Raw genomic sequence first — 25276 nt, 5'->3', positions numbered from 1 at the left:
GTGGTTTTAGCCGGTTTATCCCGCTTTTGTCGAGGGCAACAATGGAGCCCTTCCCCACACAGGAGCTGGACCCATGCACACACGTCAACTCGGCAAAAACGGCCCCCAGGTTTCCGCCATCGGCCTCGGCTGCATGGGCATGACCGATTTCTACACCACCGGCACCGATACCGCCGAAGCCACCGCTACCTTGCACCGCGCCCTGGAGCTTGGAATCAACCTGCTGGACACCGCCGACATGTACGGCCCCCACACCAACGAAGCGCTGATCGGTAAAGCTATCGCCGGCAAGCGCGACCAGGTCTTCCTGGCCAGCAAGTTCGGCATCGTGCGTGACCCGGCGAACCCGGCGTTGCGTGGAGTAAATGGCCGTCCCGAGTACATTCGCGACGCCATCGACGGCACCCTGAAACGCCTCGGCGTGGAAACCCTGGACCTCTACTACCAGCACCGCATCGACCCTGAAGTGGCGATTGAAGAAACCGTCGGCGCCATGGCCGAGTTGGTCAAGCAAGGCAAAGTGCGTTACCTGGGCTTGAGTGAAGCGTCGGCGGCCACCCTCGAGCGCGCCCATAAAGTGCATCCCATCAGCGCCCTGCAAAGCGAATATTCGCTGTGGAGCCGTGATCAGGAAGACAACGGTTGCCTCGCCGCTTGCCAACGCCTGGGGATCGCATTTGTGCCTTACAGCCCACTGGGCCGGGGCTTCCTCACCGGCGCGCTGAAAAGCCCGGATGATTTTGCGGCGGATGACTATCGTCGGTTCAGCCCGCGCTTCCAGGGCGAGAACTTTGCGAAGAACCTGCTGTTGGTGGACCAGGTACAAGCCCTGGCCGCCGACAAGGGCGTGACGGCCGGGCAACTGGCGTTGGCCTGGGTGCTGGCGCAAGGGGATTACCTGATCCCGATCCCGGGGACCAAGCAACGCAAGTACCTGGAAGAGAACGTCGCGGCATTGGAGGTCAAGCTCAGCCCGGCCGAGCTGGCGGCGCTGGAGGCGATCTTCCCGGCCAATGCAACGGCAGGGCTGCGTTACCCGGAAGCGGTTATGCAGATGCTGGACAAATAGCCCCACTCAATTGCGCTGGCGAAAGTCCGACAGGATGAATGGAGTGTGAGTCCTGAGCCAGGTATCAACTTCATCCAGCGAGCGCAATGGCTCGCTGTGGGACTCAACGCTGTTTCGCGTGACGCTGACGGTGTAGCCGTCGGCGTCCTGGCGCAGGGTGCCAGTGCTCGTGACCGATTGGCCGCCTTCCTCGGTGAACGAGGTGGCGGTCAATGGCGCCGCAGTTAACGCTTGGGTGGTTCGTGCCTTCAGGGCTTTGCGCTTGGCGGCCAGTTCCTTGGCAACCACGACGCTGCCAATTGCCAACGCCAGGTAAACAAACGCCATGAAGTTATAGGTGGTGCCTCTGACCGTGTGATGCTGGATGCCCAGCCACTTGACGACCTGGTAGATGATTTCGTCCATGTTTTACGGTTGAATCCATTAGAAACTCTGGCCCGTATCAAACACCGCAGGCCCCCAAAATAGAAGCCTTGTGCAGGCTTTTTTATTCATTGCACTTTCTTGCACCATAGTACCTAAAGCTCGCCCTTCCCAAGCCGATAGCCCTTCGAAGCTCTAACAAAGCCGCGTCGCACAATAAACGCTTCGTAAGGACGACCCCATGCCCTCATTGCGCTCTATCCAAGCCCGTTACACCCTGTTTTTGGTGCTGTTCGTCCTGTTGTTATTCGTATTGACGGTCGTGGGCATCGGACAGTTGGTGGCCCCCAAGCTGCGCCACACCGAAGAACAGGTGGCCCTCAATCGCATTGCCGAAGTGGCCGAGCAGATCCAGGGCGAGCTGAACAAGGTTCAGGCCCAGCAACGCAGCATCACCCAAACCATCCCGCTGCTGGACAGCGATGCCATCGACAAGGTGCTGCCCGGCCTGGTGGACCAGTACGGCGAATTGAAAGTGTTCGGCGGCGGCATCTGGCCCCTGCCCAACCAGCGCACGCCGGGACGCAACAAGCACAGCACCTTCTGGCACCGCGATGCCTCGGGCAAGCTGGCAGTGAATACGTTCTGGAACAGCGACGCAGCCCCCAACTACTACGATCAGAGCTGGTACAAAGGCGGCCTCGCTTCGCCCCGCGGCCAGTGCGCCTGGGCGGCGGCCTACAAGGATGACGCCAGCCAGGAGCCACGCACCAACTGCGCCATGGCCATCCAGCGCGATGGTGCAGCTTACGGCGTCGCCACCATCGACGTGACCCTGGGTTTCTTCAACGACCTGGTGGCCAGCAAGGAAAAAGACCTCGGCGGGCAAATGTTGATTGTCGAAGCCGACGGCAAGATCATCAGCAACAGCACACGCATCAGCGGCCCGGTGGTGTTGAAAAACATCAGCGAACTGGCCGGCACCTCGGCCTTTGCCGCCCAGGTCAGCGCCGGCCTGGCCCATCGTGATCAAACCCTGCAACGCAGTGAGTTCGACAACCAGGGCGTGGCCAGCACCTTCTTCATGCGCCCGATCGAGGGCACCCCGTGGTTCCTCGCTACTGCGCTGCCGACTTCGCTGATCACCGCCCAGCGGGATGATGTGTTGGGTACGCTGGCGATGCTGCAAATCCCGATGATTCTGCTACTGGTGCTGTTGCAGGTGTATGCCATCCGCCAGCTGGTACATCGGATGACCGCGCTGAAAACCAATATCGACGCGCTGTCCAACGGCGACGCCGACCTGACTCGGCGCATCACCATTCGTGCCGAGGACGAACTGGGCGCGATTGGCCATTCGGTGAACCGCTTTATCGTCTACCTGCAAAACATGATCGGCGAGGTGACCCTGGCCACCGGCGCCATGTCGTCGAGCCTGGCGCAATTGCAGCAGACCTCGGCCCAGACCAACCAGATCCTGGTGCGCCATGCCTCGGAAACCGACCAGACCGTCACCGCCATCACCGAGATGAGCTCCACCGCCGATACCGTGGCCGAGAACGCCGCCGAAACCGCCGCGTTCACTCAGCGTGCCAACGAGCATGCCGACCGTTCACGGGTAGTGGTCGGGGAAGCTTCCCGCAGCGTCAGCGCGCTGATCGGCGAAGTTTCCAGCGCCACCCACACCGTGGAAAACATGCGCCAGGACGCCGCGCGCATCACTGAAACCCTCGGCGTGATCGGCGCCATCGCCGGCCAGACCAACCTGCTGGCACTCAATGCGGCCATCGAAGCCGCCCGGGCCGGCGAACAAGGCCGGGGTTTTGCGGTGGTGGCCGACGAAGTCCGCGCCCTCGCCGCCCGTACCCAGGCCAGTACCTCGCAGATCAATGAGATGCTGGCACGCCTGACCACCGGCGTGAGTTCATCGGTGACGGCCATGGAAGCCACCCAGGCCAGTTGCCAGTCTGCCGCTGACGCCACGGCGCGGGTCAACACGGGGCTGGACGAGATGGCCGGCTCCGTCAGCCATATCAACAACCTCAGCACCCAGATCGCCACCGCCGCCGAACAGCAAAGCGCGGTGACCGAGGAAATCAACCGCAGCATGGTGCACATCCGCCACATGGTCGAAGAACTGGTGCAAAGCGGCCACGCCACGGAGCACAACACCCAGAGCCTGCTGGATGCGAATGGCCGGGTTATTGCATTGATGGGACGCTTCAAGGTGCGTTAAAAAAATAGCCTGAAAGCTCCCGTGCAATGCGCGGGAGCCAGACTATTCTGACAGTTCGCTCCGCCACACAGGAGGTGTGTCATGCACGCAGTTGAGCACCCGATCCGTCTGGAGCGGATCAGTCAGGAACGCTATATCCAGGCCCCTATCGAAACCGTTTACGACTATGTCACCCAACCGGATCGCTGGCATGAATGGCATCCGACATCCTTGGGCGCCGACACCGGCACCACGGGCTCCTTGCCCAGTGGCCATCGTTTTACCGAGACCATCGACCTGCTGGGTGTGCGGGTACCCATGAGCTATCGCGTGCAGGTTGCGCAGCGACCGCGGGAGTTCAAGACCGCATTTACTTCGCTGGCAGTGGACGGCTGCATTCACTATTTCTTGCAGGCCAAAGGCGACGGCACCTTGTTTACCCGTGTGCTTATCTATGAAACCGAACTGCAACTGCCCACCTTGCATGAACGCATGATCGCCCTGTCCAACCAAGCCCTTGACCAGCTCAAGCAGCGCCTGGAATCCCCGTCTTCCTGACAAAACCGTCATCTCCCTCTCAGTTTTCCGACAGCACCAGGCCGTTATTCTGGTGCTGCCGGTGTTTCGTAAAACCTCGTAACAATCCCGGAAAACCCTTTTGTAAAAAGCGCGGAGAATGCCCGGCTGTTGCCCTTTATCTGACGAGATGATGATGAAAACCACCCTGCGACTGGCCGTGCTGTCGGCCCTGCTCATGAGCCCCCTGGCCCAGGCTGCCGAGCTGATCCCGATTGATGTGCACCGCGATGCCAACTGCGGGTGCTGCAAAAAGTGGATTGCCCATCTGGAAAGCAACGGCTTCAAGGTCAACGACCATGTGGAAACCAACATGAGCGAGGTCAAGCAACGCCTGGGCGTGGCGCCGCGCCTGGCGTCGTGCCATACCGGCGTGATCGACGGCAAATTCGTAGAAGGCCATGTACCTGCCGATCAGGTATTGGCCCTGCGCAAGCGCGACGACTTGCTGGGCATTGCTGCACCGGGCATGCCTTTGGGCTCGCCGGGCATGGAAATGGACGGCAGCAGCGATGCCTATCAGGTGATCGGCCTGACTCGCGAAGGCAAAGACGTGGTAGTGGCTGACTATCCGGCACGCTGATTGATGCTCGCCGGTTACCTGGGACTGTTTTTCGCCGCCTTCGGCGCCGCCACGCTGTTGCCGATGCAATCAGAGGCGGTGCTGGTGGGGCTGTTGATCAGCGGGCACTACAGTCTTTGGCTGCTACTTGTGGTTGCAACGGTTGGCAACGTATTGGGCTCGGTGGTGAATTGGTTGCTGGGGCGCTCGGTTGAGCGGTTCAAGGAGCGGCGCTGGTTCCCGGTGAGTCCGAAGCATCTGGAAAAGGCCCGTACCCACTATCAACGCTGGGGCCATTGGTCATTGTTGCTCAGTTGGGTGCCCATCATCGGCGACCCCCTGACCCTGGTGGCCGGGGTCATGCGCGAGCCGTTCTGGCGTTTCCTGCTGCTGGTGAGCCTGGCCAAAGGGGCGCGCTACGGGGTATTGGCCATGCTCACCCTGCACTGGATTTAATCTCCCGTTAATCCCCTCGCCACAGCATCCGGGCACTGTTCCCGGAGCCTGTACCCATGTCCAAAATCCGCTCACTCTGCGTCGCCAGCCTGCTGCTCGGCAGCGCCCTTCCCGCATTCGCCGCCACCGAGGGCCCGACCTACGGCCCCGAACTGCAAGGTTTCAAATACCCTTACCCGGTGGAACACTTCACCTTCCAATCCCAGGGCAAATCCCTGCAGATGGGCTACATGGACGTGCCGGCCAAGGGCAAGGCGAACGGGCGCAGCATCGTGCTGATGCACGGCAAGAATTTCTGCGGCGCCACCTGGGATGAATCGATCAAGGCCCTGAGCGACGCCGGCTACCGGGTGATCGCCCCGGACCAGGTTGGGTTCTGCACCTCCAGCAAGCCGGACAATTACCAGTACAGCTTCCAGCAACTGGCGATCAACACCCACCAACTCCTGGAAAAACTCGGCATTCAGAAAGCCACGCTCCTCGGCCATTCCACCGGTGGGATGCTCGCCACACGCTACGCCCTGCTCTATCCGCAGCAAACCGAACAGCTTGCACTGGTGAACCCCATCGGCCTGGAAGACTGGAAGGCCATTGGCGTGCCCTATCGCAGCGTTGACCAATGGTACGAGCGCGAGTTGAAACTGACCGCCGAAGGCATCCGCAAGTACGAGCTCGACACCTACTACGTCGGCCGCTGGAAGCCTGAATACGACCGCTGGGTCGATATGCTCGCCGGGATGAATAAAGGCCCCGGCCACACCCAAGTGGCATGGAACTCAGCGCTGATTTACGAAATGATCTTCACCCAGCCGGTGTACTACGAGTTCAAGGACCTGCAGATGCCCACCCTGCTGCTGATCGGCACGTCCGACAACACCGCCATTGGCAAAGACCTGGCGCCACCGGCGGTCAAGGCGAAGATCGGCAACTATGCGGTATTGGGCAAGCAAGTGGCCAAGCTGATTCCCCACGCTACCCTGGTGGAATTCCCGGGCCTGGGCCATGCCCCGCAAATGGAAGAACCGGCACAGTTTCACAAGGCGCTGCTGCAAGGGCTGAACGCTCTCTAATCCAACCTTTTTCGAGGCTCGCGTGCATGTCGGTACAGATCGCAGTGATTGATGATTGGCAGAATGTGGCCAGTGGCGTGGTGGACTGGTCAGTCCTGGCGTCGGTCGGCCAGGTGCACTTCGTCCACGAGTACCCAGCGGACACCGCCACCTTGATCGAGCGTTTACAGGGCTTCGAGGTGATTTGCGTGATGCGCGAACGCACCACTTTCGATCAGGCCCTGCTGCAAGGCTTGCCCAAGCTGAAGCTGCTGGTGACCGGCGGCATGCGCAACGCCGCCATCGACATTCCAGCGGCCAAGGCCTTGGGCATTCAAGTCTGCGGCACCGACAGCTACAAGCACGCCGCCCCGGAACTGACCTGGGCGCTGGTCATGGCCTCCACCCGCAACCTGCTGGCCGAAGCCAATTCCCTGCGCTCCGGCGGTTGGCAGGTGGGCCTGGGCGGTGATCTGTACGGCAAGACCCTGGGGATTCTCGGCCTGGGCAGCATTGGCCAGAAGGTCGCGAAGTTTGGTCAGGCGTTCGGCATGCGCGTGATTGCCTGGAGCGAAAACCTCACGCCGGAACGCGCCGCCGAATCCGGCGTGACCTGGGTCAGCAAGCGCGAACTGTTCGAGCAGGCGGATGTGTTGTCGATTCACCTGGTGCTCAGCGACCGCAGCCGCGGTCTGGTAAACGCCGAGGCGTTGGGCTGGATGAAACCTACAGCGCATCTGGTGAACACGGCCCGCGGACCGATTGTCGACGAAGCAGCTTTGATTGATGCGCTGGCCAGTGGCCGCCTGGCGGGAGCGGCACTGGATGTGTACGCCCAGGAGCCTCTGCCGGCCGGGCATCCGTTCCGCCAGTTACCCAACGTATTGGCCACGCCCCATGTTGGATACGTCAGTGAGCAGAACTACCGCCAGTTCTACCAGCAAATGATCGAAGATATTCAGTCATGGGCCAAAGGAGCGCCCCTTCGCGCATTGAGCTAACGCACCAAAATCGCGCAGATGCACTTCTGTGGCGAGGGGGCTTGTCCCCCGTTGGGCTGCGTAGCGGCCCTAAATCAGGCACTGAGGTCTGCCTGAAGCACGCGGTGCCCCTTCCAGGGCTGCTGCGCAACCAACGGAGGACAAGCCCCCTCGCCACAAAGGGCCGTCTCACCAGAGGAGAACGGTACTTCCCGCACATGAAAAAAATTTTGTCCTACAAAAATCTCCCACAGACCCCACGGGCTCTAGGATCTGTCCTAGACTCATGACCGATGGGTCCGATCCAAAACAAAAACCCCGCAAAAAATCGAAACTTTCCAACTCTGCCGTAGGTCAGGTTTAAGGTAAGGCGAGCGCTGACGGTTCACACCGAACGCCCGTCCATCCACTCAATTTAAGACTCCAGCACAACTGGCATAAGGCTTGCCAGTCTGTGTAGCGCTTGTGCGCCTGGCCGCAGGATGCGGTCAACCTTTGCTGATTGCCATATGCCATCAGCCGACCAACACATGGGAGAGAACTATGATCAGTGCCGCTGTAGATACTCAGGGAGAGCGTTTTAGTCAGCCGGTTGGCGGGCCGACCTCTTTGGTTGACCTTCCCAACACGCTGCGGCCGGTTCAAAGTCGTAATCCCAATCGCAAGAAAGTGCTGTTTGTCACCTCGGAACTGGCTGACCTGGTGAAAACCGGCGGCCTGGGTGATGTGTCCGCCGCCCTGCCCCGCGCCATGGCGCACCTGCATGATGTGCGCGTGCTGATCCCCGGCTACCCGCAGGTGCTGGAAAGCGACAACCCCATCCATATCATCGGTGAGCTGGGCGGCCACGCTGCGCTGCCGCCGTGCAAGATCGGGCGCATGGACCTCAAGGATGGCCTGGTCATCTACGTGCTGATCTGCCCCGAACTGTATGAACGCGAAGGCACGCCCTACGGCGCCAATAACGGCCGTGACTGGCCCGATAACCATATCCGCTTCGCCCGCCTGGGCCTGGCCGCCGCCGATATTGCCGCCAACCTGGCGCAAATCCACTGGTGCCCGGACCTGGTGCACGCCCATGACTGGCCCGCAGGCCTGGCGCCGGCCTATATGCACTGGCGTGGGTCACGTACCCCTACGCTGTTCACCATTCATAACCTCGCCTACCAAGGCGTGGTCAGCCTGGCCTCGTGCCCGGAGCTGGGGATTCCCGAACACGCCTTGCAACAGGAAGGCATGGAGTTCTACGGCAAGCTCTCGTTCCTTAAGGCCGGCATGGCGTATTCCAGCCATATCACCACGGTCAGCGCCACGTACGCCCAGGAAATTACCACCCCCGAATTCGGCTGCGGTCTGGATGGCTTCCTCGCCAGCAAGACCCAGCAAGGCTTGCTCAGCGGTATTCCCAACGGCATTGATGAAAGCTGGGAATCGTCTACCGACCCGCACCTGACTCACCCCTTCAACATCGGTGACTGGGAAGGCAAGGCACAGAACGCCGCCCATGTACGCAACCTGTTCGGCCTGGACGACTCCACCGGCCCGCTGTTCGCCGTGGTGTCGCGGTTGGTCTACCAGAAAGGCCTGGACCTGACCGAAGCGGTCTCCAGTTTTATTGTCGAAAACGGCGGCCAGATCGCGATCATCGGTCGCGGCGAGCCGGAAGAAGAGCAAGCAATGCGCGCCTTGGCGCTGCGCTTTCCCGGCCAGATCGGCGTGCGCATCGGTTTCAACGAGACCGACGCTCGGCGCATGTTCGCCGGCAGTGACTTCCTGCTGATGCCATCCCGTTACGAACCCTGCGGCCTGAGCCAGATGTACGCCCAGCGCTTCGGCTCGTTGCCGGTTGCCCGCAACACTGGCGGCCTGGCCGACACCATCGAAGATGGCGTCACCGGTTTCTTGTTCAACGAATCCACTGTCGAAAGCTATAAAGCGGCCCTGAGCCGCGCATTCAAGGTTTTCGCCTTCCCAGGCTTGCTCAACGCCATGCGTTGCCGGGCTATGGCCGCACCGTTCAACTGGTGCCAGGCAGTGGAACCCTATGCCGAACTTTATGAGCAACTGGTAGCGAAAGCGCTGGGAAGATCGGGGAAACAGTAAAAAAGAGGTCTTCATAGATGCCGTCAAGGACTCTGGAAACCTGGCCCCACGGCGCGATCATGCTGGATGCGGAACACACCCGTTTCGCCTTGTGGGCGCCAGACGCGTTTTATGTCAGCGTTGAATTTGAAGAAGGTAAATCGGTCGCGATGCTGCCCCAGGCCGATGGCTGGTTTGTGGTGCAGCTGCAATGCCCACCGGGCACACGCTACCGCTACAACATCGACGGCGAACAGGACGTTCCCGACCCGGCTTCCCGGGCACAGGCCACGGACGTTCACGGCTTCAGCGTGGTGGTCGACCCGCTGGCCTATCAGTGGCGCCAAAGCCACTGGCAAGGCCGGCCCTGGCACGAAGCGGTGATCTACGAGTTGCACGTGGGCGTACTGGGGGGCTACGCCGAGGTCGAAAAACAACTGCCGCGCCTCGCCGAACTGGGCGTCACCGCCATTGAGCTGATGCCCATCGCGCAATTCCCCGGCGAACGCAACTGGGGCTACGACGGCGTCCTGCCCTACGCCCCCCAATCTTCCTACGGTTCGCCCGAGCAACTGAAACAGTTGATCGACAGCGCGCACCACCATGGCCTCGCGGTGATTCTCGATGTGGTCTACAACCACTTCGGCCCCGACGGCAACTACCTCGGCACCTACGCCAAAGGCTTCTTTCGCGAAGACGTGCACACACCCTGGGGCGCCGGCATCGATTTTGATCGACGTGAGGTCCGCGACTTCTTCATCGACAACGCGCTGATGTGGCTGCTGGAATACCGCTTCGACGGCCTGCGCCTGGACGCCGTGCACGCCATCAACGATCCCGAATTTCTTGAGGAACTGGCGCAAAAAGTACGCCAGCAAGTCGACACCGGCCGCCATGTGTGGCTGGTACTGGAAAACGAATTCAACCAGGCCAGCCTGCTGGAGCGCGGCTTCGATGCGCAGTGGAACGATGACGGCCACAACGCGCTGCACGTGCTGCTCACCGGCGAAACCGACGCTTACTACACCGACTTCGCCGAAGACCCCACCGGCAAACTGGCCCGCTGCCTGAGTGAAGGTTTTATCTACCAGGGCCACACCACGCGCCATGGCCACGCACGGGGCGAACCCAGCGGCCACCTGCCGCCCAGCGCCTTTGTGCTGTTCCTGCAGAACCACGACCAGATCGGCAACCGCGCTCTGGGCGAACGCCTGCATCAACTGTGTTCGCCTCAGGCCCTGAGCGCCGCGACGACCCTGTTGCTGATGTCGCCGATGATTCCGCTGATGTTCATGGGCGACGAAGTCAACGCAGAAGAACCGTTCCTGTTCTTCACCGACCACCACGGCGAACTGGCCGAGGCGGTACGCGAAGGCCGGCGCAACGAGTTTGCCGACTTTGCCGCGTTCAGCGACCCCGAACGCCGCGAACGAATTCCCGACCCCAATTCCCTGCAAACCTTCCGCCGCTCGGCGCCCGCCCTCGCCGACTGCGGCGACTCGCAGCTCTACCGCCAGCTACTGAGCCTGCGCCACCAGCATATCGTGCCGCACCTGCCGGGCAGCGTCGCCCTGGGCGCGCAAGTGCTGGCGGTAGGCGCGGTCACGGCGCGCTGGCGCCTGGGCAATGGCAGCCTGCTGCAGATCGACCTCAACCTGAGCGCCGATTCTCTGAACTACCCGGCCGCCGAGCACCTCCTATTTGTGACGCAGGCCAGCGGGGCCAAACAATTGGCCCCCTTCAGCGCCCGCGTCAGCCTCACCCATTCCCCTGTTGGAGAGCACCCTTGAGCGACGCGCAATTGGAAATACTCGCCAGCCGAGCGGGCCTGGCCGTCGATTGGATCGACGCGAATGGCCGCCCGCAACATGTCAAAGCCGACGCCCTGCGCGCCGTGCTCAAAGGCCTGGGCCACCCGGCCGACAGCGACACCGAGATCGAAGCCAGCCTGCAAGACCTGGAGCGCGTGCAGCAAGACAAGCACCTGCCGCCCCTGATGACCGTCGACAGCGGCGCGGGCCTCGACCTGGCGCGCTACTTCGCCCCCGGTACGCCGTGCCAGATTCACCTCGAAGACGACAGCGTGCTGGACCTGCGCCTGGACGATAATGCGGTGTTGTCCGGATCGATCCCGGTGGGCTACCAACAGGTGCATATCGCCGACCAGCATTTCACCCTGGCCGTGGCACCGACTCATTGCTACACCGTCGCTGAAGCGGTCGACACCGAAACCGCCCGCGCCTGGGGCCTGAGCGCCCAACTGTATTCCCTGCGACGCAGTGGCGACGGAGGCTTTGGCGACACTCAGGCCCTGGAGCAACTGGCCCGCTCTGCTGCCGAACGCGGCGCCGATGCCCTGGCCATCAGCCCGATGCACGCGATGTTCAGCGCCGACACCGAACGCTTCAGCCCGTATTCCCCGTCCAGCCGCCTGTTCCTCAACAGCTTGTACGCCTCCCCCGGCTGCATCCTGGGCGAACGTGCGGTGCAAATCGCCATCGAAGCCAGCGGACTGGCCGACGAGCTGCATGACCTTGAGCAGCAATCCCTGATCGATTGGCCGGCCGCTGCCAAAGCCAAGCAGCGCCTGTTGCGCACCCTGTATGAAGACTTTCGCCGGGGCGACCACCCGCAACACGCCGACTTCCTGAGCTTCCGCCAGGCTGGCGGTGAAGCCCTGGAAAACCACTGCCGCTTCGAAGCCGTGCAGGCCGAACGTGCGGCCAGCGGCGAGAGTCTCGACTGGCGTCACTGGCCCGAAGACTGGCAGAGCCCGCAAAGCCCGGCGCTGGTGCAATTTGCCGAAGCCAATAGGGATGAAATCGGCTTCTACGCCTTCAGCCAATGGTTGATCGCCCGTTGCCTGGAGCGCGCGCAACAAGCGGCGCGCGGCAGCGGCATGGGCGTCGGTCTGATCGCCGACCTGGCCGTAGGCGCTGACGGCGGCGGCAGCCAGGCCTGGAGCCGTCAGGACGAACTGTTGGCGGAACTCACCGTGGGTGCGCCACCGGACATCCTCAACCGCGCAGGCCAGGGTTGGGGCATTTCTGCGTTCTCTCCCGAAGGCCTCAAGCGCAATGGCTTTCGCGCTTTTATCGAAATGCTGCGGGCAAACTTCGCCCATGCCGGCGGCTTGCGCATCGACCATGTGATGGGCCTGCAACGCCTGTGGGTGATCCCGATGGATGCCTCACCGCGTGAAGGTGCGTACCTGTATTACCCGGTGGACGACATGCTGCGCTTATTGGCGCTGGAGTCGAGCCGCCATCAGGCGATCGTCCTCGGTGAAGACCTGGGCACCGTACCCGACGGCCTGCGGGAAAAACTGATCGCCCGCTCGATCCTTGGCATGCGCGTGCTGTTGTTCGAGCAAGACCACGACGGCCAGTTCAAGCCGATTCTGGATTGGCCGGACAACGCGCTGGCCACCACCAGCACCCACGATTTACCGACCCTCAACGGCTGGTGGCACAGCCGCGATATCGACTGGAATATCCAGTTGGGGCTGATCGATGCTCCCACCGTCGAACAATGGAGCGACCACCGCCTGCGGGAACGCCAGGCGCTGCGCCAGGCCTTGAGCCAGGACCCGCAGAACTTCACCGATGAAGTGCGCAACGAAACCGATCATGTCATCGACGCCAGCGTGCGCTACCTGGGCCACACCCGGGCACCGTTGGTATTGCTGCCGCTGGAGGATGCCCTGGGGGTTGAGGAGCAAGCCAACCTGCCCGGCACCACCGACACCCATCCGAATTGGCGGCGCCGCCTGGCGGGCGATGCAACCACCCTGCTCGACGATGAAAACGCCGCCCGCCGCCTTGAGCTGCTGGCCGTAGCGCGCATCCAGGCCCACGAGCGTGACCGATGAAATCCTTGACCCTGCGGGCTACCCAGCGCCTGCAATTTCATAAGGGCTTTACCCTCGACGATGCGGTGCCGCTGGTGCCGTACTTCGCCGAGCTGGGCATCAGCCATCTCTACGCTTCACCGCTGCTGAGTGCCCGTGCCGGGTCCATGCACGGCTATGATGTGGTCGATCCCACCACCGTCAATCCCGAGTTGGGCGGCGAACCCGCACTGCGTCGCCTGGTGGCGGCACTGCGCGAACATGAGATGGGGCTGATCCTCGATATCGTCTCCAACCACATGGCCGTCGGCGGTGCCGATAACCGCTGGTGGCTTGACCTGTTGGAATGGGGCCGGCTGAGTCCCTACAGTGAGTTCTTCGACATTCAATGGCACTCGCCAGACCCGCTGCTCAAGGGCCAACTACTGATGCCGTTCCTTGGCAGCGACTACGGCGAAGCCCTGCAAACCGGCGCCCTGCCCCTGCGTTTCGACCCGCAGCACGGCAGCTTCTACGTCGAGCACTACGAACATCGCTTCCCGATCTGCCCACGAGATTACGGCGAACTGCTGCCGACCAAGACCCTGGCCGACCGCTTCAGCGGCCTGGCCTACCAGCCAGACGCCTACCCCCAGGCCGCCGCGCTGAAACAGGAGTTGGTCGAAGCTGCCCGCGATCCGCAAACCCTGAAGGCCATCGAAGACAACCTCAGCCTCTACGACGCGCGCCAACCCGAAGGCTTTGCCCGCCTGCACAACCTGCTGGAACAACAAAGCTATCGCCTGGCCAGTTGGCGCACGGCGGCGGACGATATCAACTGGCGGCGCTTCTTCGACGTCAACGAGCTGGGCGGCCTGCGGGTTGAACGCAGCGCGGTGTTCGAGGCCACCCATGGCAAGATCTTCCAGCTGATCAGCGAAGGCCTGATCGATGGCCTGCGTATCGACCATATCGACGGCCTCGCCGACCCTCGCGGTTACTGCCGCAAATTACGCCGCCGGGTGGATTCCCTGGCCGGTGGGCGGCACTTGCCAATCTTCGTCGAGAAGATCCTCGGCGAAGGCGAAACCCTGCGCGAAGACTGGCAAGTGGACGGCACCACCGGCTACGAATTCATGAACCAGCTGTCGTTGCTGCAACACGACCCGGATGGCTTCCAGCCCCTGGCCGAGTTGTGGGCGCGCCACACCGAACGCCCGTCGTCGTTTATCGAAGAAGCCTGGCTGGCTCGCCAGCAGATACTCAACGGCTCCCTGGCCGGCGACTTCGAAAGCGTGGCCCAGGCCCTGCTGCAAGTAGCTCGGGATGATGTGATGAGTCGCGACCTGACCCTGGGTGCAATTCGCCGGGCATTGCAGGAACTGATCGTGCACTTCCCGGTGTACCGCACCTACATCAGCGCCCGGGGCCGCAGCGAACTGGACGACGTATTTTTCCTGCAAGCCCTGGCAGGTGCCCGCAGCACCTTGAGCGAAGGCGACTGGCCGGTGCTCGACTACCTGGAAAAATGGCTCGGCGGCCAACCCTGGCGCGACCGCCCATTGGGCCGCGAACGCAAGATGCTCAAGCATGCCTGCGTGCGCTTCCAGCAACTGACCTCACCGGCGGCCGCCAAGGCCGTGGAAGACACCGCGTTCTATCGCTCGGGCGTGTTGCTGTCGCGCAATGACGTGGGCTTCAGCACCGAACAATTCAGCGCACCGCTGGCGGATTTCCACGCCATCAACCAGCAGCGCCTGCGCACCTTCCCCGACAACCTGCTGGCCACCGCAACCCACGATCACAAGCGCGGCGAAGACACCCGTGCACGCCTGGCGGTGCTCAGCGAATGCGCCGAGTGGTATGCCGAGCAGGTGGAGCAATGGCGCACCCACGCCGCCCGTTTGCGCAGCGATGCCAACACTCCATCAGCCGGTGATGAGTTGATCCTCTATCAGGTGCTGCTCGGCAGTTGGCCGCTGGACCTGCATCGCGATGATGCCGAGGGCCTGGCGGACTATCATCAGCGCCTCTGGCAGTGGCAACAAAAAGCCCTGCGCGAGGCCAAGCTGCAAAGCAGCTGGAGCGCGCCTAACGAGCTGTATGAACAAGGTGTCGAAGCGTTCCTGTCACGGCTGCTGCTGGAAGACTCCGGCAAGGCCCTGCGCGATGCCATCGGCGCAGCCGCCCAGGCCATTGCCCCGGCGGGCGCGGTCAACGGGCTGGCGCAATCCTTGCTTCGCCTCACCGTGCCGGGCGTGCCGGATCTGTATCAGGGCGATGAGTTCTGGGACTTCACTCTGGTAGACCCTGATAACCGCCGGCCGGTGGATTTTCACGCGCGAGAAAAGGGGTTGCACACGCCGCCGGACATCGGCGAGCTGATGTTCAACTGGCATGACGGGCGTATAAAACAGGCATTGATCGGCCAGGTCCTGGCGCTGCGCAAGACGTACCCGCAGCTGTTTCGCCAGGGCACTTACGAACCTCTGGAAGTGGTGGGCGAGCACGCCGAACGGGTGGTCGCTTTCTACCGCGAATACCAGGGTAAACAGCTGCTGGTGGTGGTGCCGCGCTGGCCTCATCGGCTGCTTGAAAACGGTGTGCATCCGCTGATCAACGCGCAGATTTGGGGCGATACCCGGGTCCGTTTACCGTTCGCCGCACCAACCCAAAATTGGAAGGGACTTTTCCGAACAGGCGCAGTCACACCAAACAAGGAGCTCATGATCAGCGCTGCCCTGGGGGATTTCCCGGTCAATGTCTTTATCAATCCTGATGATCAAGAAAGCTGAAAATTTTCTGTGAGGAGCATTGCGATGAGTACTGAAGACAAACGCATACGCGAACTGGCGCATCAGATCTGGGAGTCGGAAGGCAAACCCCACGGCGAGGACGCGCGACACTGGGAGATGGCGCGCAAGCTGGCGGAAGCCGAAGCGTTGACGCCATCCAAAGCGCCCAAGGCGGCCGCCAAGGCCAAGCCTAAAGCCAAGCCGGCGGCGGCAGCGCCCAAACCGGCAGCCAAGCCAAGCGCAGTGCCGGCGGCGAAGAAGCCTGCTGCGAAGAAGCCCAAGGCGCCCTGACCCGAAGATCCTCCTGCGCGTGCGCCCGCACCGCAGGAGGCCATCCAACCCACGATATTTAACTGGCTTCACGCCAGAAAGGCCCCGTTCGGCCTGGAAAAACTACTTGCAGGAGCACTTCCATGAGCAAACCCAACAAGCCCAAATCGACGCCGGAAAACGAGCCGTCGCGGATTCGTGAAGGTTTGCCCTTCCCCCTCGGCGCGACCTGGGACGGTCTTGGGGTTAACTTTGCGCTGTTCTCGGCCAACGCCACCAAAGTCGAACTGTGCATTTTCGATGACAGCGGCGAAGTTGAGCTGGAGCGTATCGAACTCCCCGAATACACCGACGAGACCTTTCACGGCTACCTGCCCGACGCCCATCCAGGGCTGATCTACGGCTATCGCGTGTATGGTCCGTATGACCCGGCCAACGGTCATCGCTTCAACCACAACAAACTGCTGATCGACCCCTATGCCAAGCAGTTGGTGGGCGAACTCAAATGGTCGGAAGCACTGTTTGGCTACACCATCGGCCACCCCGACGCCGACCTCAGTTTCGACGAACGCGACAGCGCGCCCTTCGTGCCCAAGTGCAAAGTCATCGACCCGGCCCACACCTGGGGCAATGACCAGCCGGTACGCACGCCGTGGGACCGCACGATCATTTATGAAACCCATTTGCGCGGCATCACCATGCGCCACCCTTCGGTGCCTGAAGAAGTGCGCGGTACCTGCGCCGGGCTGATGGTTGACGATGTGCTCAAGCACATTCGCCAGTTGGGTGTGTCGTCGGTGGAACTGCTACCGGTGCACGCCTTCGTCAACGACCAGCACCTGCTGCAAAAAGGCATGACCAACTACTGGGGCTACAACAGCATTGCGTTCTTTGCCCCAGACCCGCGCTACCTGGCCAGCGGCAAGATCGCCGAATTCAAGGAGATGGTTGCGCACCTGCATGAAGCCAAGCTGGAAGTGATCCTGGACGTGGTCTACAACCACACCGCCGAAGGCAACGAGCAAGGCCCGACCCTGTCCATGCGCGGCATCGACAACGCCTCGTACTACCGCCTGATGCCCGATGACAAGCGCTTCTACATCAACGATTCCGGCACCGGCAACACCCTCGACCTGAGCCACCCGTGTGTGCTGCAGATGGTCACGGACTCGTTGCGCTACTGGGCCACCGAGATGCACGTCGACGGTTTCCGCTTCGACCTGGCAACCATCCTTGGCCGCTACCGCGACGGTTTCGACGAGCGCCACAGTTTCCTCGTGGCCTGCCGCCAGGACCCGGTGCTGCGTCAGGTGAAAATGATTGCCGAGCCGTGGGACTGCGGCCCAGGTGGTTATCAGGTCGGTGGCTTCCCGCCGGGCTGGGTGGAATGGAACGACCGCTTCCGCGATACCGTGCGCTCGTTCTGGAAAGGCGACGACGGCCAACTGGCGGACTTCGCCGGGCGCATGACGGCCTCGGGCGAGATGTTCAACCAGCGGGGTCGGCGGCCATACAGCTCGGTGAACTTCATCACCGCCCACGACGGTTTCACCCTGCACGACCTGGTGTCCTACAACGACAAGCACAACGAAGCCAACGACGAGAACAACCAGGACGGCAGCAACAACAACCTGTCGTGGAACCACGGTGTCGAAGGCCCCACCGACGACCCGGAAATCAACGCACTGCGCCTGCGCCAGATGCGCAATTTCTTCGCCACCCTGCTGCTGGCCCAGGGCACGCCGATGCTGGTGGCCGGTGACGAGTTCGCCCGCACCCAGCACGGCAATAACAACGCCTATTGTCAGGACAGCGAGATCGGCTGGATCAACTGGGAACTGGATGAAGACGGCAAGGCCCTGCTCAAGTTCGTCAAGCGCCTGATCAAGCTGCGCCTGGCGTACCCGATCCTGCGTCGCGGACGCTTCCTGGTGGGCGACTACAACGAAGACATCGGCGTCAAGGACGTCACTTGGCTCGCGCCGAGCGGTGATGAAATGACCATCGAGCAATGGCAAGACAGCCACGGCCGCTGCCTCGGCATGCTGATGGATGGGCGCGCCCAGGAAACCGGGATTCGCCGCCCGGGGGCCGATGCCACCTTGTTGCTGGTGGTCAACGCCCACCACGACATGGTCAATTTCCGCCTGCCACCGGTGCCGGATGGCGGCTTCTGGACGTGCATGCTCGACACCAACGAGCCGGCGGTGCGGGGCCAGGAGCGCTTCGATTTCGATCACGAATACGCCGTCACCGGGCGTTCGCTGCTGCTGTTTGAATTGCAGCATGAGGACGAGGTGTGACATGGCCTTGCATGAATTTCTTCGCGGCTACCGGGATTACCCGGACACCCAGGCCCTTGGCGCCGCGCTGAGGGCTTTGGTGGAGGAAGGCCTGGACCAACTGCCCTTGCCGGGCAGCGGGCAAACCCTGGAACGCTTCAGCCGGCTGGCGCAAGTCGCCGGCCATGACCTGCGGTTGTGCAAGTTGTTTGAAGGCCACACTGACGCCCTGGCGATCATCGCTGAACTCGACAGCCCCTTGCCGCCTGTTGGCAGTACGTGGGGCATGTGGGCCGCCGAGCCGCCAACCGCGAAGGTGCGGATCCGGCGTGACGGCCAGCGTGTGCGGCTGGAGGGCCGCAAGGCTTGGTGCTCGGGCGCCGCGGTGGTCAGCCACGGGTTACTGACGGCGTGGGACGAAGAGGATCGCCAGCAACTGGTTGCGGTGGAAATGCACCAGCCGGGCGTGACGGTCACCGATGACGGCTGGGCCGCCGTGGGCATGGCGGAGACCGGCAGTGTTGAAGTGCTGTTCAGCGACGCCGTTGGCCTGGCGATCGGCAAGCCCGGAGACTACTTGGCCCGCCCGGGCTTCTGGCAAGGCGGCATCGGGATCGCCGCCTGCTGGTACGGCGCGGCACAACGCTTGGCTGAGGCTTTGCGCGAGCAGTGCGCAAAACGCCCGGAGCCCCACGCCCTGGCTCACCTTGGCAGCGTCGACAGCGCCTTGCACAGTGCGGCCTGTGTGCTGCGCGACAGCGCCAACCACATCGACCGGCAGCCCAAGGCCGATGCCCGGCTATTGGCACAACAGGCCCGCGCCTGCATTGAAGAAACCGTCGACCAGGTGATTCACCATGTCGGCCGAGCACTGGGGGCCGGGCCGTATTGCAAAGACCCGCATTTTGCTCAGTTGATGGCCGACTTGCCGGTGTACCTGCGGCAAAGTCACGCCGAGCGCGACCTGGCCGCCCTTGGTCAACAGGTCGCCGAAGAGCGCCCAGGGAGATGGGAACTATGAAGATCAATCCAATCGTCGGCCAGGGCACTCCCTTGCACCTGTGGCAAAGCTCGTCGCGACTGGCCGAGCTGCCTTGCGTGGACATTGCCGAACTGGTGCCTGAGGGCAGCCGCGCCGTGATCATCGCCCCGCATCCGGACGACGAAGTCCTTGGCTGCGGCGGCCTGTTGCAAGGCCTTGCCGCGCTGGACCGGCCCATCCTGCTGATCTCCGTCACCGATGGCAGCGCCAGTCATCCCGGGTCACGCCGCTGGCCGGTGGAACGCCTGAGCGTGGTGCGCCCGCAAGAGTCGGCGCAGGCCCTGCACCGACTGGGGTTGCCATTGCACAGCCTCAAATGGTTGCGGGCCGGGTTCAGCGACAGCCAGGTCGCTGCGGGCGAAGAAGACCTGAGCCGCTTCATCGAGCGTTACCTCAAGCCCGGCGACGTGGTCTTCACCACCTGGCGCGAAGACGGCCATTGCGACCACGAGGCCGTGGGCCGCGCCAGTGCCAAGGCGACCCGGGCCGTGGGCGCAACCTTGCTGGAACTGCCCGTATGGACCTGGCATTGGGCAACCCCGGAAGACAGCCAGGTGCCTTGGGATCGCGCTCGCAAAATCCTCCTGACACCTGAAGCCGTGGCCCGTAAACGGCATGCAATCCATGCGTTCGCCAGCCAGTTGGAGGGCGACCCGCAGATCGGCCTGCCGCCGGTGCTCGCACCTTATGTGCTGGAGCGCCTGTTGCAACCCTTTGAAGTGGTGTTTGTATGAGCGTCGCCACCCCCTACTTCGATGAGCTGTTTGCCGGCAACGACGACCCTTGGGCCTTTCGCCAACGCTGGTACGAGCGGCGCAAGCGGGCCCTGACCCTGGCCCTGCTGACCCGGCCCCGCTACGCCTCGATTTTCGAGCCTGGCTGCGCCAACGGGGAGCTGAGCTTCGAGCTGGCCCCGCGCTGTGACCGCCTGCTGTGCTGTGACACGGCGCAAGCGGCGGTCAGCCTGGCACAGGCGCGGCTGCGCGGCTTCAGCCACGCCACCGTGCAGCAGAGCCGCCTGCCCGAGCAATGGCCCAGCGAGACCTTCGAGCTGATCGTGCTCAGCGAGCTGTGTTACTACCTGGACCCGAAGGACTTTGACGGGCTGATCGATCGCGCCCTGGCCTGCCTGACGCCTGACGGACAAATCCTCGCCTGCCATTGGCGCCCGCCCATCGACGGTTGCCCGCAGACAGCCGAACAGGTGCACGCGCGCCTTGCCCAGCGACTCGACATGCCACACATGGTGCAGCATCACGAAAGCGATTTTCTACTGGACCTGTGGAGCCGGGACGGCACTACGGTCGCCACCCTGGAGGGACTGCGATGATCGGCATCCTGATACCCGTGCATAACGAAGAAAAACTGCTGCCTGAATGCCTGAAAGCCGCAATGGTCGCGGCCAGTCATCCAGGTCTGCTGGGTGAAGAGGTGCAGATTCTTACGGTGCTCGACAGTTGCAGCGATCGCAGCGCGATGATCGCCCGCGAATACCAGGTACAAACCCTGGAAGTACAGGCGCGTAACGTGGGCCACGTGCGTGGCGTGGGTGCGCGGCACTTGCTCAACAATGGCGCGCGCTGGATTTCCTGCACTGACGCCGACAGCCGCGTCGCCCCCGATTGGTTGGTGGCGCAACTGGCCCTGGGTGTGGATGCGGTGTGTGGCACGGTGACGGTGGATGCCTGGAGCGAAGACTTCGACCCGGTGGCGCAAATTCGCTATCACCAGGCCTATGAGGCCCGGGACGGGCATCGGCATATTCACGGTGCCAACCTGGGGATCAGCGCGGGTGCGTACGTGCGGGCCGGCGGTTTTGAGCCGTTGCCCTGCCATGAAGACGTGGAGCTGGTACGCCAACTGGAGCGCTGCGGGGCTTCCATTGCCTGGAGTCACTCGCCCCAGGTGATTACCAGCGCCCGCCTGGATTGCCGCGCACAGGGCGGCTTCGGTGACTACCTGAAGAGCCTGATGCAAGCCTCCTGAAAAAATTGCGACACTCGGCGGTGTTAAAGCGGCGATTCATAACTATCATCACTATTCCTTGCACGGCAATCCAGGGTTGGAACGCCGTAGCGCCGCGAGCGTGCATTGGATGACGCTCGCGTACCACAAGAGCCGTCCCGTCAACGGGGTACGGCCTGCACCACCGATGAACAAGGACGTGACACTCATGAAGCCTGCACTGTTAAGTGACAACCGCCGGGGCCCCGCGCAAATCTGGAACAGCGCCCCGCAACTCGCGCAAATCCCTGCCATCAATCCCGCAACCCTGGTACCTGCCGGCGCTCGCGTGGTGGTCATCGCTCCGCATCCCGGCGACGAAGTGATCGCCTGTGGCGGTCTGCTGCAATTGCTCAGCACCCTTGAATATCCTCTGCAACTAATCTCGATTACCGACGGCAGCGCCAGCCACCCGGGGTCCAGCGTGTGGCCGGCCAAACGCTTGAGCGTGGTGCGGCCCCAGGAAAGTGTGGAAGCCCTGCGCCGCCTGGGGGTGCCCCTGCACAGCCTGAAATGGATTCGCGGCGGCTTTGCCGACAACGCCCTGGCGGTGCGGGAACAGCAGATGAGCCAGTTCATCGCCCGCTACCTGCAACCCGGCGACGTGGTGTTCACGACCTGGCGCAACGACGGCAATGACGACCATGACGCCGTCGGCCGCGCCGCTGCCAAAGCCTGTGCGCTCAAAGGCGTGCACCTGAATGAACTGCCGATCTGGGCCTGGCATTGGCCCGCGCGAGAGACCTCGGCAATCCCCTGGCAGCGCGCACGCAAAGTCCGGCTCGACACCTGGAGCGTCGCCCGCAAGCTGCATGCTGCCCACGCCTATGCCAGCCAATTGGCGGGCGACCCGGAAATTGGCCTGGCGCCGAATCTGGCTCAAGTGCTGCTGGAGCGCATGCGCGAGCCGTATGAGATTGTATTTTTGTAGGCGCACCCACTCGTCTATACCTGTAACTTCTGACAGTAGCGAACGCTCTCTCTGTGTGGCTAGCTTGGAATACCGGCTTGCAGGGAGGGCGAATCATGAGCACACGGTTTTCATCAGTGACGTATCTGGGCGTCTGCAGCGTGACGACGCTGTTGCTCAATTGGCCCCTCCCCGCGCAGGCTGCCTGTACGCTGGTCATAACCGCTGGCGACGACACCACCCTTTGCCGCGATGGCAGTGCCGGCACGCTGACGGATTTACAAGGAAGCAACGTCCTGGAGTTCCCCGTCGGTGGCACCGGCATCATCGTCGGTAATGTGACCTATGGCGCGGGTGATGATCGGGTCACGATGGATTCCGGCGCGATCAATGGCGCGATCAACCAAGGCGACGGAAGAAATATCTTCCAGCTGTTCAATGGCAATATCTCCGGCACAGTGACTCAAGGCTCAGGCCGTGATATCGCGCAAATCAGCGGGGGCAGTTCCGGTGCAATCTCCCAGGGTGATGGGGTCGATCAGTACTTCCAGAGCGGTGGTAACGTCACCTCACTGGCTCAGGGCGACGGTCATGACGAGTTCACCATGAGCAGCGGAAAGATCATCGGTGCGTTTGAAGACGGCGATATTGCGCTGATGACCGGTGGCAGCATCGGACGGGTCGACATGAAGCTCGACAACAACCTGTTCGACCTGAGGGGGGGAGAAATCTTTGGCAATCTGGTCACCGGCTTCGGAAACGATACCATCCTGGTTTCCGGAGGAACCGTCGGTGGCAATATCAGCGTCAGCGGCGGCAACGACATCATCAAAGTCAGCGGCGGTGAGATAGATGGGCAGATCCTCGCCAGTTTTGGCGACGATGAGTTCAGTTGGGAAGGCGGTGGCCTGATCCATAAGGAAATCCTCATGGGCGAAGGCGCTGACAAGGGTTTCCTGCACAACCTGACAGAAACCACCCTGGCCTCTACACCGCGGCTGGATGGTGGTTTGGGTAATGACACCCTGACCTTCGACAACACCCAATCCGCCACGCCAACCCGCTATATCAACTGGGAAACGGTCAACCTGGACAACAATTCGCGCCTGACCCTGGGTGGCGACTTCAAGCTCGGTGACAGCGCTACGGCCACCGGCACGATGAACATTTTTGGCAGCGCCACCCTGCAGGTGTCCCAAGGCAGCATCAGCCCCTTCACGGCCGGGCAGCAAGCCAACCTGAACAACGGTGGCCTGATCGACATGACCACCGGCAGCTCCAGCGCGACCGATAGCCTGACCGTCAACGGCAACTACACCGGCAATGGCGGCGAACTGGCGCTGCAATCAGTGCTCGGCGCCGACGGTTCGGCCAGTGACAAGCTGGTGGTGAGCCAGGGCACGCTGCAAGGCGGCACCACCGTCACGGTCACCAACCTTGCCGGCCCCGGCGCCATGACCCGGCAAAACGGCATCCAGGTGGTTGAGGCGCTTAACGGTGCCACGAGCAGCGACCTGGCGTTTACCCTGCGCGGTGGTGCCGTTTCCGCAGGCGCCTACGAGTACTACCTGTTCAAAGGTGGCGTGACGCCGGGCGCCGGGCAAAACTGGTTCCTGCGATCCGCAGTGGTGGCGCCGCCGCTGCCCAACCCTGGTGACCCTGAGGATCCTGACGACCCAGTGGGCATCCTCCCACCCGTCCCGGCCGATGGCACGCCGGACCTTCCGGGGATTTTCCCAGGCGAAGAACCGATACCGATCTATCGCCCCGAAGTCCCGGTGTACGCCGTGCTGTTTCCCGCCGTACAACAGATGGTCCAAGGCATGCTGGGCACCTACCACGAACGCATGGGTGACCAAAGCCTGCAACGGCAACCTGGCGCTTTAGCGGCCGGTTGGGGCCGGGTGTATGGCAGCAGCACGCGGCAATCATTCGCCGGTACCGTCAGCCCATCACTGGACAGCTCGATATCCGGTTTCCAGGTTGGCACTGACCTGTATGCCTGGACCGACGACGCTGGCCTGACCCAACGCTTCGGATTCTTTGTCGGCCACAGCCGCCTGACGGGCAATGTGGCGGGATTCAATAGCGGTTTTCAAGGCAAGGACGCCGGCAACACCACCCTGCGCGGTGACAGCTTGGGCGCGTATTGGACGCTCATCGGCGCCAACCGCGCCTATATCGATTTCGTGCTGATGGGTACACGGTTCGATGGCCACAGTGAATCCGACCGGGGCCTCAAACTGCCGACCAAGGGCCACAACGTACTGGGGTCCGTGGAGGTGGGAATGCCGTTTGCGGTGTCTGAACACTGGGAGGTTGAGCCGCAGGCCCAGGTGATTGTCGATCGTAGCTATCTGGACAGCCAGAATGACGGGATTTCAGATGTCTCATTCAGCGCCGACACTAACGTCGTCACCCGCCTTGGTATTCGCCTCAAGGGCAGCTACAGCGTGAGCGGCATGCCCCTGCTGCCTTATGTGCGTACCAACGTGTGGCACGCCAGCGCCGGGAATAACACCGTCACGTTCAATGACAGCACGGACATCAACACCGAACAAAAGTCCACCACGCTGGACATCAGCACCGGGACGACGCTGCAGGTATCGAGCACCGTCAGTGTGTATGGCGAGGTGGGGTACAACAGCAATCTGGACAGCAATCAGTTGAATGGGCGCAAGGGGACGATTGGCATAAGGATCGGCTTCTAACCTGTAGGAGCGAGCTTGCTCGCGAAAAACATCAAGACACCGCGCTCATCCAGATTAGCCGCGTTATCGTTAACGGTCTTC

At 62.3% G+C, this 25276-nt stretch carries 20 protein-coding genes; 19 read left to right on the top strand and 1 reads right to left on the bottom strand.

Annotated features, from left to right (window positions below; genetic code table 11):
• Positions 1 to 73: 73 nt before the first annotated feature.
• The gene (locus AU074_RS05735; RefSeq protein ID WP_076013899.1) at positions 74 to 1069 is read left to right on the top strand and encodes an aldo/keto reductase; all 996 of its coding nucleotides are present in this window, start codon (positions 74 to 76) and stop codon (positions 1067 to 1069) included.
• A gap of 6 nt (positions 1070 to 1075) precedes the next feature.
• On the opposite strand, the gene AU074_RS05730 is transcribed toward AU074_RS05735, so the two are convergent.
• Positions 1076 to 1474 carry a hypothetical protein gene (locus tag AU074_RS05730; protein ID WP_076013898.1) on the bottom strand — a complete coding sequence of 133 codons (399 nt, stop codon included), beginning with the start codon at positions 1472 to 1474 and terminating at the stop codon, positions 1076 to 1078.
• Between the two features lie 199 nt (positions 1475 to 1673).
• Between AU074_RS05730 and AU074_RS05725 the strand changes: the two genes are divergently transcribed.
• The 18 genes from AU074_RS05725 (at position 1674) to AU074_RS05640 (ending at position 25195) form a co-directional block, all read left to right on the top strand.
• A complete protein-coding gene (locus tag AU074_RS05725; RefSeq protein WP_076013897.1) occupies positions 1674 to 3668 on the top strand; it encodes a methyl-accepting chemotaxis protein in 1995 nt (664 codons plus the stop codon).
• An 81-nt stretch (positions 3669 to 3749) separates the two neighbouring features.
• Positions 3750 to 4205: an SRPBCC family protein gene (locus tag AU074_RS05720; protein ID WP_076013896.1), complete on the top strand. Its 456-nt coding sequence runs from the start codon at positions 3750 to 3752 to the stop codon at positions 4203 to 4205.
• Positions 4206 to 4359: 154 nt separating this feature from the next.
• Complete coding sequence (locus AU074_RS05715; RefSeq protein ID WP_076013991.1) at positions 4360 to 4806, top strand: DUF411 domain-containing protein; 447 nt, start codon at positions 4360 to 4362, stop codon at positions 4804 to 4806.
• 3 nt (positions 4807 to 4809) lie between these two features.
• Entirely contained in the window at positions 4810 to 5241 is a 432-nt protein-coding gene (locus AU074_RS05710; RefSeq protein ID WP_076013895.1) for a YqaA family protein, read from the top strand.
• Positions 5242 to 5297: 56 nt separating this feature from the next.
• Entirely contained in the window at positions 5298 to 6311 is a 1014-nt protein-coding gene (locus AU074_RS05705; protein ID WP_076013894.1) for an alpha/beta fold hydrolase, read from the top strand.
• A 26-nt stretch (positions 6312 to 6337) separates the two neighbouring features.
• On the top strand, positions 6338 to 7291 hold the full coding sequence (locus AU074_RS05700) for a D-2-hydroxyacid dehydrogenase family protein (RefSeq protein WP_076013893.1): 954 nt from the start codon (positions 6338 to 6340) through the stop codon (positions 7289 to 7291).
• A gap of 522 nt (positions 7292 to 7813) precedes the next feature.
• Positions 7814 to 9373: a glycogen synthase GlgA gene (glgA, locus tag AU074_RS05695; protein WP_076013892.1), complete on the top strand. Its 1560-nt coding sequence runs from the start codon at positions 7814 to 7816 to the stop codon at positions 9371 to 9373.
• Between the two features lie 17 nt (positions 9374 to 9390).
• Positions 9391 to 11142, top strand: coding sequence for a malto-oligosyltrehalose trehalohydrolase (gene treZ, locus AU074_RS05690; RefSeq protein ID WP_076013891.1), 1752 nt, complete (start codon positions 9391 to 9393; stop codon positions 11140 to 11142).
• Positions 11139 to 13223 carry a 4-alpha-glucanotransferase gene (malQ, locus tag AU074_RS05685; protein ID WP_076013890.1) on the top strand — a complete coding sequence of 695 codons (2085 nt, stop codon included), beginning with the start codon at positions 11139 to 11141 and terminating at the stop codon, positions 13221 to 13223. The genes treZ and malQ overlap by 4 nt, the downstream gene beginning before the upstream one ends.
• On the top strand, positions 13220 to 15976 hold the full coding sequence (locus tag AU074_RS05680; protein ID WP_076013889.1) for a malto-oligosyltrehalose synthase: 2757 nt from the start codon (positions 13220 to 13222) through the stop codon (positions 15974 to 15976). Before malQ ends, AU074_RS05680 begins: the two co-directional genes overlap by 4 nt.
• A 24-nt stretch (positions 15977 to 16000) precedes the next feature.
• Complete coding sequence (locus tag AU074_RS05675; protein ID WP_003207537.1) at positions 16001 to 16267, top strand: DUF2934 domain-containing protein; 267 nt, start codon at positions 16001 to 16003, stop codon at positions 16265 to 16267.
• Between the two features lie 122 nt (positions 16268 to 16389).
• The gene (gene glgX, locus AU074_RS05670; protein WP_076013888.1) at positions 16390 to 18549 is read left to right on the top strand and encodes a glycogen debranching protein GlgX; all 2160 of its coding nucleotides are present in this window, start codon (positions 16390 to 16392) and stop codon (positions 18547 to 18549) included.
• A 1-nt stretch (position 18550) separates the two neighbouring features.
• A complete protein-coding gene (locus AU074_RS05665) occupies positions 18551 to 19549 on the top strand; it encodes an acyl-CoA dehydrogenase family protein (RefSeq protein WP_076013887.1) in 999 nt (332 codons plus the stop codon).
• Complete coding sequence (locus AU074_RS05660; protein ID WP_076013886.1) at positions 19546 to 20304, top strand: PIG-L deacetylase family protein; 759 nt, start codon at positions 19546 to 19548, stop codon at positions 20302 to 20304. The genes AU074_RS05665 and AU074_RS05660 overlap by 4 nt, the downstream gene beginning before the upstream one ends.
• Positions 20301 to 20900, top strand: coding sequence for an SAM-dependent methyltransferase (locus AU074_RS05655; protein ID WP_076013885.1), 600 nt, complete (start codon positions 20301 to 20303; stop codon positions 20898 to 20900). Before AU074_RS05660 ends, AU074_RS05655 begins: the two co-directional genes overlap by 4 nt.
• Positions 20897 to 21556, top strand: coding sequence for a glycosyltransferase family 2 protein (locus tag AU074_RS05650; protein WP_076013884.1), 660 nt, complete (start codon positions 20897 to 20899; stop codon positions 21554 to 21556). The genes AU074_RS05655 and AU074_RS05650 overlap by 4 nt, the downstream gene beginning before the upstream one ends.
• A 187-nt stretch (positions 21557 to 21743) precedes the next feature.
• Positions 21744 to 22505, top strand: coding sequence for a PIG-L deacetylase family protein (locus AU074_RS05645; RefSeq protein WP_076013883.1), 762 nt, complete (start codon positions 21744 to 21746; stop codon positions 22503 to 22505).
• Positions 22506 to 22600: 95 nt separating this feature from the next.
• Positions 22601 to 25195 carry an autotransporter outer membrane beta-barrel domain-containing protein gene (locus AU074_RS05640; RefSeq protein ID WP_076013882.1) on the top strand — a complete coding sequence of 865 codons (2595 nt, stop codon included), beginning with the start codon at positions 22601 to 22603 and terminating at the stop codon, positions 25193 to 25195.
• Positions 25196 to 25276: the final 81 nt, after the last annotated feature.

The sequence above is a fragment of the Pseudomonas sp. ATCC PTA-122608 genome (assembly GCF_001952855.1).
GTDB lineage: Bacteria > Pseudomonadota > Gammaproteobacteria > Pseudomonadales > Pseudomonadaceae > Aquipseudomonas.
The sequence above is the reverse complement of the archived record's forward strand: the minus strand, read 5'-3'. Positions and strand labels throughout refer to the sequence as shown.

Excerpts from the sequence above, each read along its gene's own strand:
- AU074_RS05650 (WP_076013884.1), top strand. The coding sequence starts at position 20,897 with ATGATCGGCATCCTGATACCCGTGCATAACGAAGAAAAACTGCTGCCT.
- AU074_RS05665 (WP_076013887.1), top strand. The coding sequence starts at position 18,551 with ATGGCCTTGCATGAATTTCTTCGCGGCTACCGGGATTACCCGGACACC.
- AU074_RS05715 (WP_076013991.1), top strand. The coding sequence starts at position 4,360 with ATGAAAACCACCCTGCGACTGGCCGTGCTGTCGGCCCTGCTCATGAGC.
- AU074_RS05710 (WP_076013895.1), top strand. The coding sequence starts at position 4,810 with ATGCTCGCCGGTTACCTGGGACTGTTTTTCGCCGCCTTCGGCGCCGCC.
- glgX (WP_076013888.1), top strand. The coding sequence starts at position 16,390 with ATGAGCAAACCCAACAAGCCCAAATCGACGCCGGAAAACGAGCCGTCG.
- AU074_RS05645 (WP_076013883.1), top strand. The coding sequence starts at position 21,744 with ATGAAGCCTGCACTGTTAAGTGACAACCGCCGGGGCCCCGCGCAAATC.
- AU074_RS05730 (WP_076013898.1), bottom strand. The coding sequence starts at position 1,474 with ATGGACGAAATCATCTACCAGGTCGTCAAGTGGCTGGGCATCCAGCAT.
- AU074_RS05675 (WP_003207537.1), top strand. The coding sequence starts at position 16,001 with ATGAGTACTGAAGACAAACGCATACGCGAACTGGCGCATCAGATCTGG.
- AU074_RS05655 (WP_076013885.1), top strand. The coding sequence starts at position 20,301 with ATGAGCGTCGCCACCCCCTACTTCGATGAGCTGTTTGCCGGCAACGAC.
- AU074_RS05660 (WP_076013886.1), top strand. The coding sequence starts at position 19,546 with ATGAAGATCAATCCAATCGTCGGCCAGGGCACTCCCTTGCACCTGTGG.
- AU074_RS05700 (WP_076013893.1), top strand. The coding sequence starts at position 6,338 with ATGTCGGTACAGATCGCAGTGATTGATGATTGGCAGAATGTGGCCAGT.
- AU074_RS05735 (WP_076013899.1), top strand. The coding sequence starts at position 74 with ATGCACACACGTCAACTCGGCAAAAACGGCCCCCAGGTTTCCGCCATC.
- AU074_RS05725 (WP_076013897.1), top strand. The coding sequence starts at position 1,674 with ATGCCCTCATTGCGCTCTATCCAAGCCCGTTACACCCTGTTTTTGGTG.
- AU074_RS05680 (WP_076013889.1), top strand. The coding sequence starts at position 13,220 with ATGAAATCCTTGACCCTGCGGGCTACCCAGCGCCTGCAATTTCATAAG.
- treZ (WP_076013891.1), top strand. The coding sequence starts at position 9,391 with ATGCCGTCAAGGACTCTGGAAACCTGGCCCCACGGCGCGATCATGCTG.
- glgA (WP_076013892.1), top strand. The coding sequence starts at position 7,814 with ATGATCAGTGCCGCTGTAGATACTCAGGGAGAGCGTTTTAGTCAGCCG.
- AU074_RS05640 (WP_076013882.1), top strand. The coding sequence starts at position 22,601 with ATGAGCACACGGTTTTCATCAGTGACGTATCTGGGCGTCTGCAGCGTG.
- AU074_RS05705 (WP_076013894.1), top strand. The coding sequence starts at position 5,298 with ATGTCCAAAATCCGCTCACTCTGCGTCGCCAGCCTGCTGCTCGGCAGC.
- AU074_RS05720 (WP_076013896.1), top strand. The coding sequence starts at position 3,750 with ATGCACGCAGTTGAGCACCCGATCCGTCTGGAGCGGATCAGTCAGGAA.